Consider the following 16,255-nt stretch of genomic DNA (forward strand, 5'->3'; position numbering starts at 1 on the left):
AAACCGAGCCCAGCGGCTGACCGCCGGGCTTCTGCCCAGCGCCAACGGAACCTGGCGCCCACATATACGGCCTAATATGCGTTATCACCTGCCACTACGTCGAATCAGCATGAAGCGCTCTCTCGCAAGCACAGCCCTCGCACTCGCCCTCGGCTTCAGCGCCTTGCCGCTGGCGGCCAAGACCACCAGCGCCGACTGGGAATACCTGCAGCCGGATCGCGAGCAGGTGATCGCCAGCCTCAACGTAGTGGAACTGTTGCGCCGTCACCACTACAACAAGCCGCCGCTGAACGACGAGCGTTCGATCCAGATCTATGACAACTATCTGAAGATGCTCGATCCATCGCGCAGCTATTTCACCGCTGGCGATATCGCCGAGTTCAATCAGTGGCGAACCAAGTTCGACGATCTGCTGAAATCCGGAGATCTCGAACCAGGCTTCTTCATCTACCGCCGTCATCTGACCCGTCTTCAGGAGCGCCTGGACTATGCCCTGGCCTTGCTCGACAAGGGCGTGGACAAGATCGACTTCAGCGTCGACGAAAGCCTGCAGGTGGATCGCGAGAAAGCTCCCTGGGCCAAGGATAGTGCCGAGCTCGACGAACTCTGGCGCAAGCGCGTGAAAGACGAGGTGCTGCGCCTGAAAATCGCCGGCAAGGACACCAAGGCTATCCAGGAACTGCTCACCAAGCGTTACAAGAACCAGCTCTCGCGTCTGCAGCAGACGCGTGGCGAAGACGTGTTCCAGGCTTATATCAACGCCTTTGCCACCACCTACGATCCGCACACCACCTACCTGTCTCCGGACAACGCGGAAAACTTCGACATCAACATGAGCCTGTCGCTCGAAGGCATCGGTGCGGTGCTGCAGAACGACAGCGAATACGTCAAGGTCGTGCGCCTGGTGCCGGCCGGCCCGGCCGAGAAAAGCAAGCAGATCGCCCCGGCCGACAAGATCATCGGTGTTGCGCAAGGCAACGATGAAATGGTCGACGTGATCGGTTGGCGCCTGGACGAAGTGGTCAAGCTGATCCGTGGCCCGAAAGGCTCCACCGTGCGCCTGGAAGTGATCCCGGCGAGCAACCCGCCGAGCGACCAGACCAGCAAGGTGGTCACCATCACCCGCGAGTCGGTCAAGCTCGAGGAACAGGCCGCGAAGAAGAAGGTGCTGCATCTGACCCAGGATGGCCGTGACTACAAGCTTGGCGTGATCGAGCTGCCGGCCTTCTATCTGGACTTCAAGGCCTTCCGTGCCGGCGATCCGGACTACAAGAGCACCACTCGCGACGTTAAGCGCCTGATCGACGAGTTGCAGAAAGAGAAAGTCGACGGCCTGGTCATCGACCTGCGCAACAACGGCGGCGGCTCCCTGCAGGAAGCCACCGAACTGACCAGCCTGTTCATCGACCAGGGCCCGACCGTACTGGTGCGCAACGCCGACGGCCGTGTCGACGTGCTCGCCGATGAGAACAAGGGCGCCTATTACAAGGGCCCGCTGGCTGTGCTGGTCAACCGCCTCTCCGCCTCGGCGTCGGAGATCTTCGCTGGCGCCATGCAGGACTATCACCGCGCGCTGATCCTCGGCGGCCAGACCTTCGGCAAGGGCACGGTGCAAACCATCCAGCCGCTCAACCATGGCGAGCTGAAGCTGACCCTGGCCAAGTTCTATCGCGTCTCCGGGCAGAGCACCCAACACCAGGGCGTACTGCCGGATATCGCCTACCCCGACGTGATGAACACCAAGGACATCGGCGAGAGCGCCCTGCCGGCGGCCATGCCCTGGGACAGCATCCGTCCGGCGATCAAGCCGGAGCTGGATCCGATCAAACCGTTCCTCAAGCAACTGCAGAGCAAGCACGATCAGCGTACCGCGCATGATCCGGACTTCCTCTTCACGCGCGCCAGCATCGACCTGTCGAAGCAACTGATGGCCGAAACCACAGTCAGCCTCAACGAGACCAAGCGTCGCGCGCAACAGGCCGATATCGAGGCCAAGCAGCTCAAGCTGGAGAACGATCGACGCCAGGCCAAGGGCGAGGAACCGCTCAAGGAACTGGCCAAGGAAGACGAGGACGCCCTGCCCGCCGAAGAGGACAAGAGCAAGCCCGAGGACGATGCCTATCTGTCCGAGTCCGGGCACATCCTGATCGACTACCTGGGGCTCAACCCGTCGCTGGCGCTGCATTGATGACAGCAGCTGGAATCTGTCATCAAGCAGTCATCAAACTGTCGTGAAATACGAGGGCCGATCATTGATCGGCCCTTTTCGTTTCCAGGCATAACGAGACCACCATGACCGTCACCGAGCAGTTGAGCGCACTGGGTAACATCCTCGCTCACGGAGACCTCAACAGCCTGTTCCAACCGATCGTCTCCCTTTCCGAGCAGCGCATCCTTGGCTACGAAGCCCTGACGCGCGGCCCCTCCAACAGCGCCTTGCACTCCCCACTCACGCTGTTTGCCGTCGCACGCCACGCGGGGCGTCTCAGCGAACTGGAAATGCTCTGCCGCAAGAGTGCCTGCAAGCGTTTCAGCAATCTGGGGCTGGAGGGCAAGCTGTTTCTCAACGTCTCCCCCGAGTCCCTGCTCGAAGCCAGCCATCAGCCAGGACGCACCCTGCAGTTGCTGCAGGCCTTCGGCATACCGCCCAGTCAGGTGGTGATCGAACTCACAGAACAGTCGCCGACCGAGGATTTCGGCCTGCTCGACAACGCCCTGCATCACTACCGCGCCATGGGATTTTCCATCGCCCTGGATGATCTGGGCGCCGGTTACTCCAGCCTGCGCCTGTGGTCGGAGCTGCGCCCGGATTACGTGAAGATCGACCGCCACTTCATCGATGGCATCCACCAGGATGCGGTCAAACGCGAGTTCGTCGGTTCCATCCTGAAGATGGCTCAGGCCTCGCGCGCCCAGGTCATCGCCGAAGGCATCGAATTGGTCGAGGAACTCACCGTATTGGCCGAGATGGGGGTGGATCTGGTGCAGGGCTACCTGATCGGCCGGCCGCAGGAGAAACCGCCGCGCGATGCCCGGAAGATGCTGCCAGAGCTGCTCGACAGTCAGGAAACGCTGGGCGAGGACAGCCACGATCTGAGCGCCCTGCTCAATGAACTGCCGGCCGTGGATCAGCAGACCGCGACTGCCGACGTGCTGGACGTATTTCGTGCCCAGCCCAACCTCAACTCCCTGGCGGTGCTCAACAACGAGCAGCAACCAGTGGGCATCGTGCATCGCCACTCGCTGTCCGAGGCCCTGCTCAAGCCCTTCGCTACCGAGCTGTTCGCGCGCAAGCCGATCAGCCGCCTGATGAGCGAGGATTTCCTTGCCGTCGAGTTGACGCAATCGCTGCAGAAAGTCAGCCGGCTGCTGACCAGCCGCGCCCGGCAGCGCATTGAGGAAGACTTCATCATCATCCAGCAAGGGCGCTATCGCGGCCTGGGCCGGGTGATCGACGTGCTCAAGCTGATTACCGAACAGAAGCTGCAACAGGCCCGCCACGCCAACCCACTGACCCTGCTACCGGGCAACGTGCCGATCCAGCAATGCCTGACCCGCTTGCTGCAGCAGAAGCGCAAGGCGGCGGTGTGCTACGTCGATATCGACAGCTTCAAGCCCTTCAATGATCTCTACGGTTACGCCAAGGGTGACGAAGTGCTGCTGTGCCTGGCGCAGTGCCTGAATGAGCGGGTCGATCCGGCGCGGGATTTCGTCGGCCATATCGGCGGCGACGACTTCATGCTGGTGCTGGGCACCGACGATTGGCGGCAGAAGCTCAGTCGCCTGCTGGAGGAGTTCCAGAACCAGTGTCGGCGCTTCTACCGCGAGGAGCATCTGCAGGCCGGCTGTTTCAGTGCCCACAACCGTCAGGGGCAGCGTCAGGAATACCCGCTGCTGTCACTCTCGATCGGCGTGGTGCATCTGCTGGAGCAGGACTGCGGCGAGCTCGACGCAGCCCAGCTGGCCGAACTGGCCTCCGATGCCAAACGCGGAGCCAAGGCCGTGCCAGGCTATAGCGTGCACGTCATCGAAGCGAAGGCTCAGCGCGCCTGACTCTCCAGCTCGGCATAACGGGCTGCCTGTTGCATATCGACTTGCAGACCGGGAGCCCCCTCCCGGTAAAGTTGCGCGAGATGTCGGGCCGCCAGAGGATGCCCAGCTTGTAGCGCCAGCTCCAGCCAGCGTACGGCCTCCTGGCCATCCGGTGCGTGCCGCGCATCGCCTTTGAGCGCCAGCAACCCGACCTGATAGGCCGCCTTGCCATCACCGCCTTGGGCGGCCAGGCGCAACAGGCGCATGCCCTCTTCACGCGCCCCGAGCCCCTGCCCACGAAACGCCAGAATATGGCCGTAGAAACTCTGCGCCGAAACATCCCCCAGATTCGCCATGCGCCCGTACTGCCCCTGCATCCATTGCCAGGCGCGAGGCTGGCGCATGATCCAGGACCAATGAAACAGACGCCTGGCCAGCCAGTAGCCCAGGCGTGCGCGTAACGTCCAGAGCAGCCTAGACATCGTCGGGGTAATCGAATTCGAACACGCGCGCCACCTCGGAAGCGTGCCAGGACGCCGCGGCCACCCCGTCGGAGGCACCGGAAAAACGCCCCAGACGCGTGGCGCACTCGAAGAAGCCGGTTCGCGGCAGACGACTGGCACCCTGACTGATCACCAGCGCACTGCGCAGTGGCCGTTCGGCACGCGCGTCCAGCGCCGCCAGATGCTCGAGCGCCGCCGCCAGGGTCTGCATGGCCGGGCTTGGCAACACCAGGCGCTCGATCAAGGCACGGTAGGTCAACAGATGGCGCTGACGGCGGGCATCATCCAGCTCAGTGAGCAACGCCTGCCAGTGCTGACGGCTGATCCGTACGCTCAAGACCAGCCCTCCAGCCCGAGCTGCCAGGCCAGCGAGCGCTGGATGGCCGCGTCCGGTATACGCTCGCCACGCTCGATCATTGCCAGATAGTGAGGGCTGATGCCCACGCTGCGGGCCAGTTCCTCAGCCGCCAGGCCCTTGGCCTCACGCAGCCGTGCCAGCTCGATGAGCGCCGGCCGCACAGCGCTGGGTACAGCCGCTGCAGTCGGCGCCGCCTCGGCAACGGCCTGGCCAGCAGCCTGCAGCAAAGCCTGATAATCCGCCCAGGGCAGCACGGCGTATTCCGGTTCGCCATCGCGGGCAATGATTTGCACTGTCATCGATATCTCCATGGGAACGGCAGAGCCGATGCCTCGGCCCTTTCCTTGACGAGCGGTCATCTTAACAGGCGCCCAAGGTCAGGTGTTCGCCCGCGGCGGAACGAGCCCGCCCTGCTCCCCCTCAGGCAGATATTCGATGGCGGCCAGGCGTTGCGGCGATTGTCGCTCACGCCAGGCACGAAACGCCTGCAATTCTCCTTTCCAGGTGTTGAGTACCCACGCCAGCACCGCCAGATCGTCGACGAAGCCCAGCCCGACCAGCCAGTCCGGAATGGCATCGAGCGGCGTGAGAAAGTACAGCAGCGCGGCGACGACCATCAGCATGGCCTGCTTGCTGACCTGCCGATATTCACCTTTGAGCCAGGCCATACACAGGGCCCGCAGCAGGTCGAGATCCTCTCTGAGCGCGGCGAAACGAGCGCCCGACGGCGTCTTCTTGTCCGCCACCGCACGCAGCAGCTCTGGCAGCCGACCTTCACGCAGAAAGCGAGCGGCCAGTGGGAGGTAACGCGCCAGTTTCCAGGGAGTTTTCATCGCATCTCCTTGGCAGCCCAGTCACTGCCTGGGATTGATCGGCTTATCCACCGAAGCTGTGGATAAACCTGTGCAAAGAACTTCGACAAGCTTACCAAAGCCCCGTGGCATGCGGCCTTCGCTTAGATCGGACATTTTTTGCCCAACCCATAAACCTCAATGAAATCAACAAGTTGAAGGTTGACAAAGACAGCAGCCAACTGTAACGAAATCCACTTGGGAGCGATTCCCAAAATGTGCATAAGCGTAACATCGAGATCAGAGGCGAGCGCCTCGGTCAAGGGTAAAAACGCAAACGCCCCGTCAAGACGGGGCGTTTTTCGGGCGCTCGCAGGTGTTACTGAGCGGCGTCTTGATCCTGACCTTGCTGCTGGCTCGGATCCTTGATGCCGATCAGTTCGAGATCGAACACCAGCACCGAGTTGGCCGGAATGGCCGGCGACGGGCTCTGCTCGCCGTAAGCCAGCTCGCTGGGGATGTACAGCTTGTACTTCTCACCCACGTGCATCAGTTGCAGGCCTTCGACCCAACCCGGAATCACACCGCTGACCGGCAGATCGATGGGGCTGCCACGAGCGACCGAGCTGTCGAATACGCTGCCGTCGGTCAGCTTGCCTTCGTAGTGAACGGTCACCACGTCGCTGGCCTTGGGCTGAGCGCCGTCGGTCTTCTTGATCACTTCATACTGCAGGCCGGAGGCAGTGGTCACCACGCCTTCACGCTTGCCGTTTTCTTCAAGGAACTTCTTGCCGGCTTCGGCAGTTTCCTTGCTCAGGGTAACCATGCGCTCTTGGGCACGGTTCTGCAGGAAGGTGAAGGCCTCGACCATCTCCTCATCCTTGATGCGCGGATCCTTCTTCGCCAGCGCATCTTCGATGCCCTGGGCGACGGCCTTGGAATCCAGATCGTCCATGCCTTCCTCAGAAAGGCTACGGCCCATGTTCAGACCGATACCGTAGGAGGCTTTCTGCGCCGGGGACTTGAGTTCGACTTCGCTGGTCTGCGAATCACAACCGGTGAGCACCAGACCCACCAGGGCAACCGCCGCCGCCAAACGATGCTGTTTCATGCTTGTTCCTTGTAGATGCGCCCGAAGGCCGTCGTGTGAAAGCGCGAGCTTAGCAGCACGCCACGATCACTGGCTACGGCATAGGAGCCGAGCAAAGCGCATAAGTTCAGGCAAACAAAGGATTTTTTGAAAATTCAGGCGAACGCTGAAGGATTGTCACAGGAGGGGATGAAGCGAGGAAAAGAATGGCGCAGCGGACGGGACTCGAACCCGCGACCCCCGGCGTGACAGGCCGGTATTCTAACCGACTGAACTACCGCTGCGCGTAACTGCGAGATTGGTGGGTGATGACGGGATCGAACCGCCGACCCTCTGCTTGTAAGGCAGATGCTCTCCCGGCTGAGCTAATCACCCTTCACTCTCGAAGTGGGGCGCATTCTAGAGAGCGTTGATGACCTTGGCAAGCCCCGATGTGAAAAAAATTTATCGAAGTAGCAAGAACTTAGCGCCGCCTGGGGAATTTTCCGAGCGGCTGCTTGCCAATGGTTGGCCTGAACGCCGAGGCCGACAATAATGCGCGCTTCGCATCGGCAGCCTGGCTGCCGCGTTCGCCGTCGCGCCGCCTGGCCGGCCTGCCCCCTTACGCCAATGGAGAGTCATCCGCACATGTGGTTCCGTAACCTGCTGGTCTATCGCCTTACCCAGGACATCCCTTTCGACGCCGACGCTCTGGAAGCGGCTCTGGCGAGCAAGCTCGCCCGTCCTTGCGCCAGCCAGGAGCTGACCACCTACGGTTTCGTCGCCCCCTTCGGCAAGGGCGAGGATGCACCGCTGGTGCATGTCAGCGGCGACTTCCTGCTGATCGGCACGCGCAAGGAAGAACGCATCCTGCCGGGCTCGGTGGTGCGTGACGCGCTGAAGGAGAAGGTCGACGAGATCGAGAACGCCCAGATGCGCAAGGTCTACAAGAAGGAGCGCGACCAGATCAAGGACGAGATCGTCCAGGCCTTCCTGCCGCGCGCCTTCATCCGCAAGTCCGGCACCTTCGCCGCCATCGCCCCGAAACAGGGCATGATCCTGGTCGATAGCGCCAGCGCGAAGAAAGCCGAAGACCTGCTATCCACCCTGCGTGAAGCCATCGGCTCGCTGCCGGTGCGCCCGCTGTCGGTGAAGATCGCCCCGACAGCCACCCTCACCGATTGGCTGAAGGTCCAGAAGGCGGCCGAAGGTTTCTTCGTTCTGGATGAATGCGAGCTGCGCGACACCCACGAAGATGGCGGCGTGGTGCGCTGCAAGCGCCAGGATCTGACCAGCGAGGAAATCCAGCTGCACCTGTCCACCGGCAAGCAGGTCACCCAGTTGTCGCTGGCCTGGCAGGACAAGCTGTCCTTCGTGCTGGACGATAAGCTGACCATCAAGCGCCTGCGTTTCGAGGACGTGCTGCAGGAACAGGCCGAGCAGGACGGCGGCGACGATGCCCTGGCTCAGCAGGACGCCAGCTTCATCCTGATGATGATGACCCTGGTCGAGTTCCTCCCCGAGCTGTTCACCGCCCTCGGCGGCGAAGAGATCCCGCAGGGCATCTGACCCTCCCCCAGCGGATCGCCGCAAGGCGATTCGCTGCCTCCCTCGCTGCGGCTCTGACGCGTCAGTAATCGACCCGCCCACGCCCGGCTTTGATCGCCCCGCGCTTGTTCTTGCCGTCCAGCCGGCGGGTTTGCGAGCCACGCGTGGGCTTGGTCGGGCGGCGTTTCTTCTCGGTCTTGGCGACGCTGCGGATCAGCTCCGCGAGGCGCTCCAGCGCATCTGCACGATTCTGCTCCTGGGTGCGGAACTGCTGCGCCTTGATGATCACCACCCCCTCTGCAGTGATGCGCGAATCGCTCGCAGCCAGCAAACGCTCCTTGTAGAAGGGCGGCAACGACGAAGCCTGGCTGTCGAAACGCAGATGCATGGCGCTGGACACCTTGTTGACGTTCTGCCCACCCGCGCCCTGGGCGCGGATGGCGGTCAGTTCGATCTCATCGAGCGGGAGATGGACAGCGTTGGAAATGATCAGCATGGGGGATGGCCTGGCTTGTGCGATGCCTACTGTAACCTTTGCTTGAAATTTCGCTACGGCGGCGCCGGCAACGCTCGGCTAACGTAACGGCCTCGTCATTCGTGGATCCACCCTATGGACTCGATTACCCAGGCCGTTCTTGGCGCCACCATCCAGGGCGCACTGCTCGGCCGCTGGCAGGGGCGCAAGGCGCTGCTCTATGGCGCCATGCTCGCCACCCTGCCCGACCTCGATGTCGCCATCGACTATGGCGACGCGGTCGCCGACATGACCTATCACCGCGGCTTCAGCCACTCGCTGTTCGTCCTCAGCGGCCTGGCCCTGCTGCTGACCTGGCTGGCACGGCGTTATCGACCACACCCCGGCTATTCGAGCCAGCGCCTGCTGCTGACGTTATGGCTCGTCTTGATCACCCATCCGTTGCTGGATGCCTTCACCAGCTACGGCACCCAGCTGTTCTGGCCACTGATGCCCACGCCGACGGCCTGGTCGAGCATCTTCATCATCGACCCGCTGTACACCCTGCCACTGATCGTCGCCGTGCTGGTCGGGCTGATCGGCGGCCTGCGCGAACGCTCCGCCCAGGTACCCGTCATTGCCCTGGCACTGTCCACGCTTTATCTGGGCTTCACCCTGACAGGCAAGTACATGGCCGAACAGCGTGTCGAGCGTGAGCTGGCACGCCAGGACATCCAAGCCGAGCAGTTGTTCGTCACGCCTACCCCGTTCAACAGCCTGCTGTGGCGCGTCATCGTGCTCGATGGCGAGTATTACCACGAGGCGCTGACCGGCTGGTTCGACAGTGCACCACCACAACTGCAGCGTCTGCCCCTGGGCACTCAGCTGCGCCCGGCACTGGCAGATGCCGCGATGCATCAGCGCCTGACCTGGTTCAGCGGCGGCATGCTGCGCTATGACCAGATCGACGGCCGCCTGATCGTCACCGACCTGCGCCTGGGCATGACCGGCTACCACCCCTTCCGCTTCGATTTCGCCCATTGGCAGGAGGGCCGCTGGCAGGTCAATCACCCCATCGAGCGCCTGCCTTTCGCCCGTGGCGAACCCGAGCAGTTGCTGCTGTTACTGCGGCGCATCTGGCAACCACAGACCGAAGTGCCGCTCCTGGCCTGGGCCAGCGAACTGAAGAGAACACTGCCTGCTGAGACGGGTTCGCGCTAGGATCGGCGTTCGCTTTCCGGGCAGGATGCCGCTCTCATGCTGTTTCGCCGCTTCGAGTCGTTGATCGACGTGTTCAAACCCAGCCCCGATGTGGCACCACCGGCGGGGCTGCTGCCTTTCTATGGCCACTACCTGAAACAGGTGTGGCCACTGATGTTGGCCATGCTGATCATCGGCTTCTTCGCAGCCCTGATCGAGGTGGCGCTGTTCGCCTTCCTCGGCCAGTTGATCGACATGGCGCAGGCCAGCACCGATGCCAGCAGCTTCTTCGCCGAACATCGGAGCGATCTGCTTTGGATGCTGCTGGTGGCGTTGATCATCCGTCCGGTGGTGTTCGGCCTGCACAACCTGCTGGCGCATCAGGCGATCAACCCGGGGCTGAGCAACCTGATCCGCTGGCAGAACCATCGCTATGTACTCAAGCAGAGCCTGAGCTTCTTCCAGAACGATTTCGCCGGACGCGTCGCCCAGCGCGTGATGCAGACCGGCCCGTCGCTACGCGAATCGGCCATGCAGGTGATCGATGCCCTGTGGCATGTGCTGGTGTATGCCGGCAGCGCGCTGTACCTGTTCGCCGCCGCCGACCTGCGCCTGGTGCTGCCACTGCTGCTTTGGATAGTCGGCTACAGCACGGCGCTGTGGTACTTCGTGCCGCGTATCAAGGCACGCTCGGCGGCCGCCTCTGCCGCGCGCTCGAAGGTCATGGGGCGGGTAGTCGACGGTTACAGCAACATCGCCACGCTCAAGCTGTTCGCCCACTCGCAGGAAGAGGAAGGCTACGCCCGCGAAGCCATGCAGGAGCTGCTGCACAAGTTCCGCCTGCAGTCGCGCACCATCACGGCGCTGGACTTTCTCATCACCTGCATGAACGGCGTGCTGATCGTCGGCACCGGCGCCCTGGCGCTGTGGCTGTGGAGCCAGACGCTGATCAGCACCGGCGCCATCGCCCTGGCCCTCGGCCTGGTGATCCGCATCAACAACATGTCCGAATGGATCATGTGGGTGGTCAACGGCATCTTCGAGAACGTCGGCACCGTGCAGGACGGCATGCAAACCATCGTCCAGCCGCGTCAGGTGCTCGACCGCGACGACGCTCAGCCGCTGCAGGTAAACCGGGGTGAGGTGCGCTTCGAGGCCATCCACTTCCATTACGGCAAGCGTGGTGGGGTGATCGCCGGTCTGGACATCGCCATCCGCCCTGGCGAGAAGATCGGCCTGGTCGGCCCGTCCGGTGCGGGCAAATCCACCCTGGTCAACTTGCTCCTGCGCCTCTACGACCTGGAAAGCGGGCGCATCCTGATCGATGGTCAGGACATCGCCACGGTGACTCAGGAAAGCCTGCGTGCACAGATCGGCGTAGTGACCCAGGACACTGCCCTGCTGCACCGCTCAATTCGCGACAACCTGCGCTACGGCAAACCCGACGCCAGCGACGAGCAACTCTGGGACGCCGTGCGCAAGGCACGTGCCGATACCTTCATCCCCACGCTGGACGACAGCCAGGGCGGGCGCGGCATGGACGCGCAAGTGGGCGAGCGTGGGGTCAAGCTGTCCGGCGGGCAACGCCAGCGCATCGCCATCGCCCGCGTGTTACTCAAGGACGCGCCGATCCTGGTGCTGGACGAAGCCACCTCGGCGCTGGATTCGGAAGTCGAAGCGGCCATCCAGGAAAGCCTGGACAGCCTGATGCAGGGCAAGACGGTGATCGCCATTGCCCACCGCCTGTCGACCATCGCCCGGATGGATCGCCTGGTGGTGATCGATCAAGGCCAGGTGATCGAAACCGGTAGCCACGCCGAACTGATCGCCCGTGGCGGCCTGTACGCACGCCTGTGGCAGCACCAGACCGGCGGTTTCGTCGGGGTCGACTAAGTGTAGGGCGGTGCAACCCGCCAACTCCTGCCGGCGGGTTACACCCACCCTACACTGACAGCCGTGTTACTCCGCCGCCGGCTTCTTGCGCTTGAGCGGCGCGCTGCCGTCGGCGCTGACCAGCGCAGATGGCTTGCCAGCAGGGCGTGGGCCGGTCTTGCGCTTGGGCGCAGCGGCCTTCTTCGGGTCTTTCTTGTCGGTCTTTTTCTTCTTGCTGCTGGCGGCCTTGCCCGAGGCCTTGAGGTTCTTCGGCCCCTGGTAGGTGCCCTTGAGCTCCTTGATGGTACGACGCTCGAAACGCTGCTTGAGGTAGCGCTCGATGCTCGACATCAGGTTCCAGTCACCGTGGCAGATCAACGATACGGCCAGGCCTTCGCCGCCCGCGCGGCCGGTACGGCCGATGCGGTGCACGTACTCATCACCGGAGCGCGGCATGTCGAAGTTGATCACCAGATCCAGGCCATCGACATCCAGACCACGTGCAGCCACGTCGGTGGCCACCAGCACCTTGACCGCGCCCTGGCGCAGGCGCTCGATGGCCAGCTTGCGATCCTTCTGATCCTTCTCGCCGTGCAGGACGAAGGCCTTGACGCCGGCCGCCACCAATTTGCCGTACAGGCGATCCGCCTGCACCCGGGTATTGGTGAAGACGATGGCCTTGTCATAGGTTTCGTGGGCCAGCAGCCAGTCGACCAGTCGTTCCTTGTGATGGTTGTGGTCGGCCGTGATGATCTGCTGGCGGGTGCCCTCGTTGAGCTGGCTGACGCTGTTGAGCATCAGGTGCTGCGGCTCCTTGAGCACCTTGGCGATCATCTCGCGCAGGCCATTGCCGCCAGTGGTAGCGGAGAACAGCAACGTCTGGTGCGGCCCACAGGCCTCGGCCAGGCGCTGGGCGTCTTCGGCAAAGCCCATGTCGAGCATGCGGTCGGCCTCGTCGAAGACTAGCACTTCGACCTCATCGAGCGGCAGATTGCCGGCATTGGCATGCTCGATCAGACGGCCCGGTGTACCGATCAGAATGTCGATCTTGCGCATCATCGCCGCCTGCACCTTGAAGTCCTCGCCACCGGTGACCAGCCCGGCCTTGAGGAAGGTGAACTGAGCGAAACGCTCCACTTCCTTGAGCGTCTGCTGCGCCAGCTCGCGGGTCGGCAGCAGGATCAGCGCGCGAATGCTCAGGCGCTGACGGGAGTTGCCGTCGCCGAGCAGGCGGTTGAGCAATGGCAGGACGAAGGCGGCGGTTTTGCCACTGCCGGTCTGGGCGATCACGCGCAGATCCTTGCCCTCCAGTGCCAGTGGAATGGCAGCTGCCTGCACCGGCGTCGGCTCGACGAAATTGAGCTCGGCCACGGCTTTGAGCAGGCGTTCATGCAGGGCAAATTGGGCAAACACGGGGGCACTACCTCGAAGGATCGACAAAACGGTGCATAGCCTAACGGTTTCCGGCGCCCGGGCCGAATTTCTTTGCAGGAAGAATCCGCCGGCACGCCGCGACGCCGTTCAGAATATTAGCAATCGACACGGGAACCAGCGCTCGCGCTAACCTATCTATCACGCATCCCCAACACGGAACGCCGCCATGCTCACGCACACCCGCACCTCCCTTTGCCTGGGTCTCAGCCTACTCCTGGCCACCTCACCTTTGCTGGCCAGCCCGCCGCCGGGGAAAGGCAACAACAAGCACGGCAACGACCACGATCAGGTACAGATCGACATGCGCGGCCCGAGCGTGGACATCGGCCAGGTGCGCATCATCCTGGGCGACAATCGCCAGTTGATCGGTTCCAGTGCGCCACTGCCGCCTGGCATCGCCAAGAACCTGGCACGTGGCAAGCCGCTGCCGCCCGGCATCGCCAAGCGCTTCGACAGTCGCCTGGCGAGCCGCCTGCCTTATTACGAGGGCTATGAGTGGAAGCAGGTCGGCACCGACGTGGTGCTGGTGGCCGTGGCTACGGGCATCGTCTACGAAATTCTGCGCAACGTGCTGGACTGACTGGGCCGACAAGCGGCAGCGTGCCCGAAGAACTTGCCCCACGCACGACACTCCAATACGCACACTGCCCGCTGTGGAGGCATGATGAGCCCTTCCCTGATCTACCACGTGACGTCCAGTCTCGATGGCTACATCGCCCGCCCGGACGGCCGCCTCGACTGGTTCGACGCCGAGCGCCAGGCGGATGAGGAGTACAGTTTCCAGTACTTCTACGCCGCTATCGATTCGCTGCTGATGGGCCGCATGACCTACGAGGCGCTGCTGGCCAAGGGTGGCCCCTGGCCCTACCCGGGCAAGCCCTGCGTGGTGCTGACCCGCTCCGACCTGCCACGGGCCTCGAGCGACATCCAACTGACCCACTGCACGCCGGCACAGGCGGTCGCGGCCTTGCGTGAAGCCGGCTTTCAGCGCACCTGGCTGGTCGGCGGCGGCTCGCTGGCCGGCACCTGCTATGCCGCCGGCCTGATCGACGAAATCGTGATCAACCTGGCGCCCCACCTGCTTGGCGCCGGTATCAGGCTGTTCGCGACCGGGCTCGAGCGTAACCTGCAGCTCAGTGACCAGCGGCGCTTCAACAACGGCACGCTGCAGATGCACTATCGAGTGCTGAACCAACAGGAAGCAGCCCTGCCCCTCCCGGAATCACGCCACAACGCCGCCTGATCAGCGCTCGCGCTGCTTGTGCAGCAACCTCGCACTGTCCCAACCGACCAGCAGCACCGCCAGCCAGATCGGCACGTAGGTCAGCCACTGCGCAGCGTCGAAGGTTTCGCCCAGCACCAGCAACGCCACGGCGAACAGCAGCACCGGTTCGACATAGCTGAGGATGCCGAACAGCCCCAGCGGCAACAATCGGCTCGACGCCATCATCGACGCGAACGCCAGCGTGCCGATCAGCGCCATGCCCGGCACCAGCCACCAGAGCTGCGGCTTGTTGGCGAACGCATCGGGCGGCCCGTAGGCGATGATCAGCCAGATCGCCAGGGGTGCCAGAATCAGCATCTCCAGCACGAAACCGGACAGCGCATCCAGGCGCATCCAGCGGCGCAGCATCATGTAAGGCGGGTAGCCCAGCGCAGTGATCAGCGTCAGCCAGGAGAACGCCTGGGTGCGCCAGAGCTCGTGCAGCACGCCGAGGATCGCGCAGGTCACGGCCAGGCGCTGCAACGGGCGCAAGCGCTCGCCGTAGAACAGCCGACCAGTCAGCACCAACGCCAGCGGCAGCAGGAAGTAGCCCATGGACACCTCCAGCATGCGCCCAGCCAGGGGAGCCCAGAGGAACAGCCCCCACTGCACGCCGATCAGTGCCGCTGCCAGCGGGCAGGCGGCGAGCAGCAACGGCTCACGGCGCAGACGGCCGAAGGTCCCGCGCAACAACGAGGTCTGCCGGGTCAGCAGCACCAACAGCAAGACCAAAGGGATCGACCAGAGCACACGCTGGGCGAATATCTGTACACCATCGAGTGGCGCCAGCCATTGCACGTAGCCGGGCATCACCGCAAACAGCACGGAAGCGCCGACCGAGAGCGCCACACCGCGTCCGGACAGGTGCATCAGACGGCCCTCTGTCTGCGACCGATGCGAGCCAACGGCAGCGACGCCGCGATCACAGCGCCGCCCAAGGCCAGACGCAGCAAATCAGCGTCGTGATTCCAGATCAGCAGATTGACCAGCAGGCCAGCAGGCACCAGGGCATTGTTCATCACCGCCAGGGTGCCACCATCGACCAGGCTGGCGCCCTTGTTCCACCAGTACAGCCCGAGCCCGGAAGCCATCACCCCCAACCAACCGAGCACACCCCACTGCAGGGGCGTGGCCGGCATGCGCTCGGTATTGCTCAACAGCAGGAAGGCCGGCAAGGCGATCAGCAAGGCACCCACGTAGAAGAAACCGAAACGCCGGTACTGCGGCTCGTCACTCGGGTGGCGCAACAGCAGGTGCTTGTACAGCACCTGGCCAGCGGCGAAGGTGAAATTGGCCAACTGCAATAGCAGGAAGCCGAACAAAAAACCCGGGCTGATACCGTCGTAACGGATGATCGCCGCCCCCAGCACGGCCACGGCTGCCGCGACCAGCGCCCAGGGATTGAAACGCCGGTTGAGTGCATCCTCGATCAGCGTGACATGCAAGGGCGTGAGGATGGTGAACAGCAACACCTCCGGCACACTGAGCACCGAGAAGCTCTGGTACAGGCACACATAGGTGATGCCGAACTGCAGCGCACCGATCAGCAGCATGCCGCGTACGAAGGCCGGGGCCTGCCCACGCCAGCGCGTCAGTGGCACGAACAGCAGGCCGGCGATGACGATGCGCGTGAGCACGGCGAAATAGCTGTCGACCCGACCGGCCAGGTATTCGCCGATCAGGCTGAAGGAGAACGCCCACAGCAGGGTCACAATCAACAGGTATCGCAC

General features: G+C 63.2%; 16 protein-coding genes and 2 tRNA genes. 7 read left to right on the top strand and 11 right to left on the bottom strand.

Going from position 1 to position 16,255, the window contains the following annotated elements; translation table 11 throughout:
• Positions 1-109: 109 nt before the first annotated feature.
• Both ACODS1_RS10860 and ACODS1_RS10865 read left to right on the top strand, forming a co-directional pair.
• Entirely contained in the window at positions 110-2,188 is a 2,079-nt protein-coding gene (locus tag ACODS1_RS10860; RefSeq protein WP_322978558.1) for a carboxy terminal-processing peptidase, read from the top strand.
• A 104-nt stretch (positions 2,189-2,292) separates the two neighbouring features.
• A complete protein-coding gene (locus ACODS1_RS10865) occupies positions 2,293-4,053 on the top strand; it encodes a bifunctional diguanylate cyclase/phosphodiesterase (protein ID WP_489085658.1) in 1,761 nt (586 codons plus the stop codon).
• Here ACODS1_RS10865 and ACODS1_RS10870 read toward each other — a convergent pair.
• From ACODS1_RS10870 to ACODS1_RS10900, 7 genes are all read right to left on the bottom strand, one after another.
• On the bottom strand, positions 4,041-4,514 hold the full coding sequence (locus ACODS1_RS10870) for a tetratricopeptide repeat protein (RefSeq protein ID WP_489085659.1): 474 nt from the start codon (positions 4,512-4,514) through the stop codon (positions 4,041-4,043). The genes ACODS1_RS10865 and ACODS1_RS10870 overlap by 13 nt on opposite strands.
• The gene (locus tag ACODS1_RS10875) at positions 4,507-4,872 is read right to left on the bottom strand and encodes a hypothetical protein (protein ID WP_322978561.1); all 366 of its coding nucleotides are present in this window, start codon (positions 4,870-4,872) and stop codon (positions 4,507-4,509) included. Before ACODS1_RS10875 ends, ACODS1_RS10870 begins: the two co-directional genes overlap by 8 nt.
• Positions 4,869-5,192 carry a helix-turn-helix domain-containing protein gene (locus tag ACODS1_RS10880; RefSeq protein ID WP_489085660.1) on the bottom strand — a complete coding sequence of 108 codons (324 nt, stop codon included), beginning with the start codon at positions 5,190-5,192 and terminating at the stop codon, positions 4,869-4,871. The genes ACODS1_RS10875 and ACODS1_RS10880 overlap by 4 nt, the downstream gene beginning before the upstream one ends.
• A 78-nt stretch (positions 5,193-5,270) precedes the next feature.
• Entirely contained in the window at positions 5,271-5,726 is a 456-nt protein-coding gene (locus ACODS1_RS10885; RefSeq protein WP_489085661.1) for a YkvA family protein, read from the bottom strand.
• A 337-nt stretch (positions 5,727-6,063) separates the two neighbouring features.
• Positions 6,064-6,795 (bottom strand): BamJ family beta-barrel-assembly machinery protein, encoded by a 732-nt coding sequence (bamJ, locus tag ACODS1_RS10890; protein WP_322978564.1) that lies wholly within the window; start codon positions 6,793-6,795, stop codon positions 6,064-6,066.
• A gap of 186 nt (positions 6,796-6,981) precedes the next feature.
• Positions 6,982-7,058: transfer RNA gene (locus ACODS1_RS10895), tRNA-Asp, on the bottom strand.
• Between the two features lie 15 nt (positions 7,059-7,073).
• Positions 7,074-7,149, bottom strand: a tRNA-Val gene (locus tag ACODS1_RS10900).
• A 252-nt stretch (positions 7,150-7,401) separates the two neighbouring features.
• Here ACODS1_RS10900 and rdgC point away from each other — a divergent pair.
• The gene (gene rdgC / locus ACODS1_RS10905; protein WP_489085662.1) at positions 7,402-8,322 is read left to right on the top strand and encodes a recombination-associated protein RdgC; all 921 of its coding nucleotides are present in this window, start codon (positions 7,402-7,404) and stop codon (positions 8,320-8,322) included.
• Positions 8,323-8,383: 61 nt separating this feature from the next.
• Here the strand turns inward: rdgC and arfB are convergent, their stop codons facing one another.
• A complete protein-coding gene (gene arfB / locus ACODS1_RS10910; RefSeq protein WP_489085663.1) occupies positions 8,384-8,797 on the bottom strand; it encodes an alternative ribosome rescue aminoacyl-tRNA hydrolase ArfB in 414 nt (137 codons plus the stop codon).
• Between the two features lie 114 nt (positions 8,798-8,911).
• On the opposite strand from arfB, the gene ACODS1_RS10915 reads away from it, so the two are divergent.
• On the top strand, positions 8,912-9,976 hold the full coding sequence (locus ACODS1_RS10915) for a metal-dependent hydrolase (protein ID WP_489085664.1): 1,065 nt from the start codon (positions 8,912-8,914) through the stop codon (positions 9,974-9,976).
• 36 nt (positions 9,977-10,012) lie between these two features.
• Complete coding sequence (locus tag ACODS1_RS10920) at positions 10,013-11,848, top strand: ABC transporter ATP-binding protein (RefSeq protein WP_489085665.1); 1,836 nt, start codon at positions 10,013-10,015, stop codon at positions 11,846-11,848.
• Between the two features lie 66 nt (positions 11,849-11,914).
• Here the strand turns inward: ACODS1_RS10920 and ACODS1_RS10925 are convergent, their stop codons facing one another.
• A complete protein-coding gene (locus ACODS1_RS10925) occupies positions 11,915-13,240 on the bottom strand; it encodes a DEAD/DEAH box helicase (protein WP_489085666.1) in 1,326 nt (441 codons plus the stop codon).
• A 187-nt stretch (positions 13,241-13,427) separates the two neighbouring features.
• Here ACODS1_RS10925 and ACODS1_RS10930 point away from each other — a divergent pair, with 187 nt between their 5' ends.
• Together ACODS1_RS10930 and ACODS1_RS10935 are read left to right on the top strand one after the other, a co-directional pair.
• A complete protein-coding gene (locus tag ACODS1_RS10930) occupies positions 13,428-13,841 on the top strand; it encodes an anti-virulence regulator CigR family protein (protein WP_489085667.1) in 414 nt (137 codons plus the stop codon).
• An 84-nt stretch (positions 13,842-13,925) separates the two neighbouring features.
• Positions 13,926-14,504 carry a dihydrofolate reductase family protein gene (locus ACODS1_RS10935; protein WP_489085668.1) on the top strand — a complete coding sequence of 193 codons (579 nt, stop codon included), beginning with the start codon at positions 13,926-13,928 and terminating at the stop codon, positions 14,502-14,504.
• Here ACODS1_RS10935 and rarD read toward each other — a convergent pair whose 3' ends face one another.
• Together rarD and ACODS1_RS10945 are read right to left on the bottom strand one after the other, a co-directional pair.
• On the bottom strand, positions 14,505-15,395 hold the full coding sequence (gene rarD, locus ACODS1_RS10940; RefSeq protein WP_489085669.1) for an EamA family transporter RarD: 891 nt from the start codon (positions 15,393-15,395) through the stop codon (positions 14,505-14,507).
• Positions 15,395-16,255 (bottom strand): carboxylate/amino acid/amine transporter, encoded by an 861-nt coding sequence (locus tag ACODS1_RS10945; RefSeq protein WP_489085670.1) that lies wholly within the window; start codon positions 16,253-16,255, stop codon positions 15,395-15,397. Before ACODS1_RS10945 ends, rarD begins: the two co-directional genes overlap by 1 nt.

The organism is Pseudomonas sp. FG29, assembly GCF_057809355.1.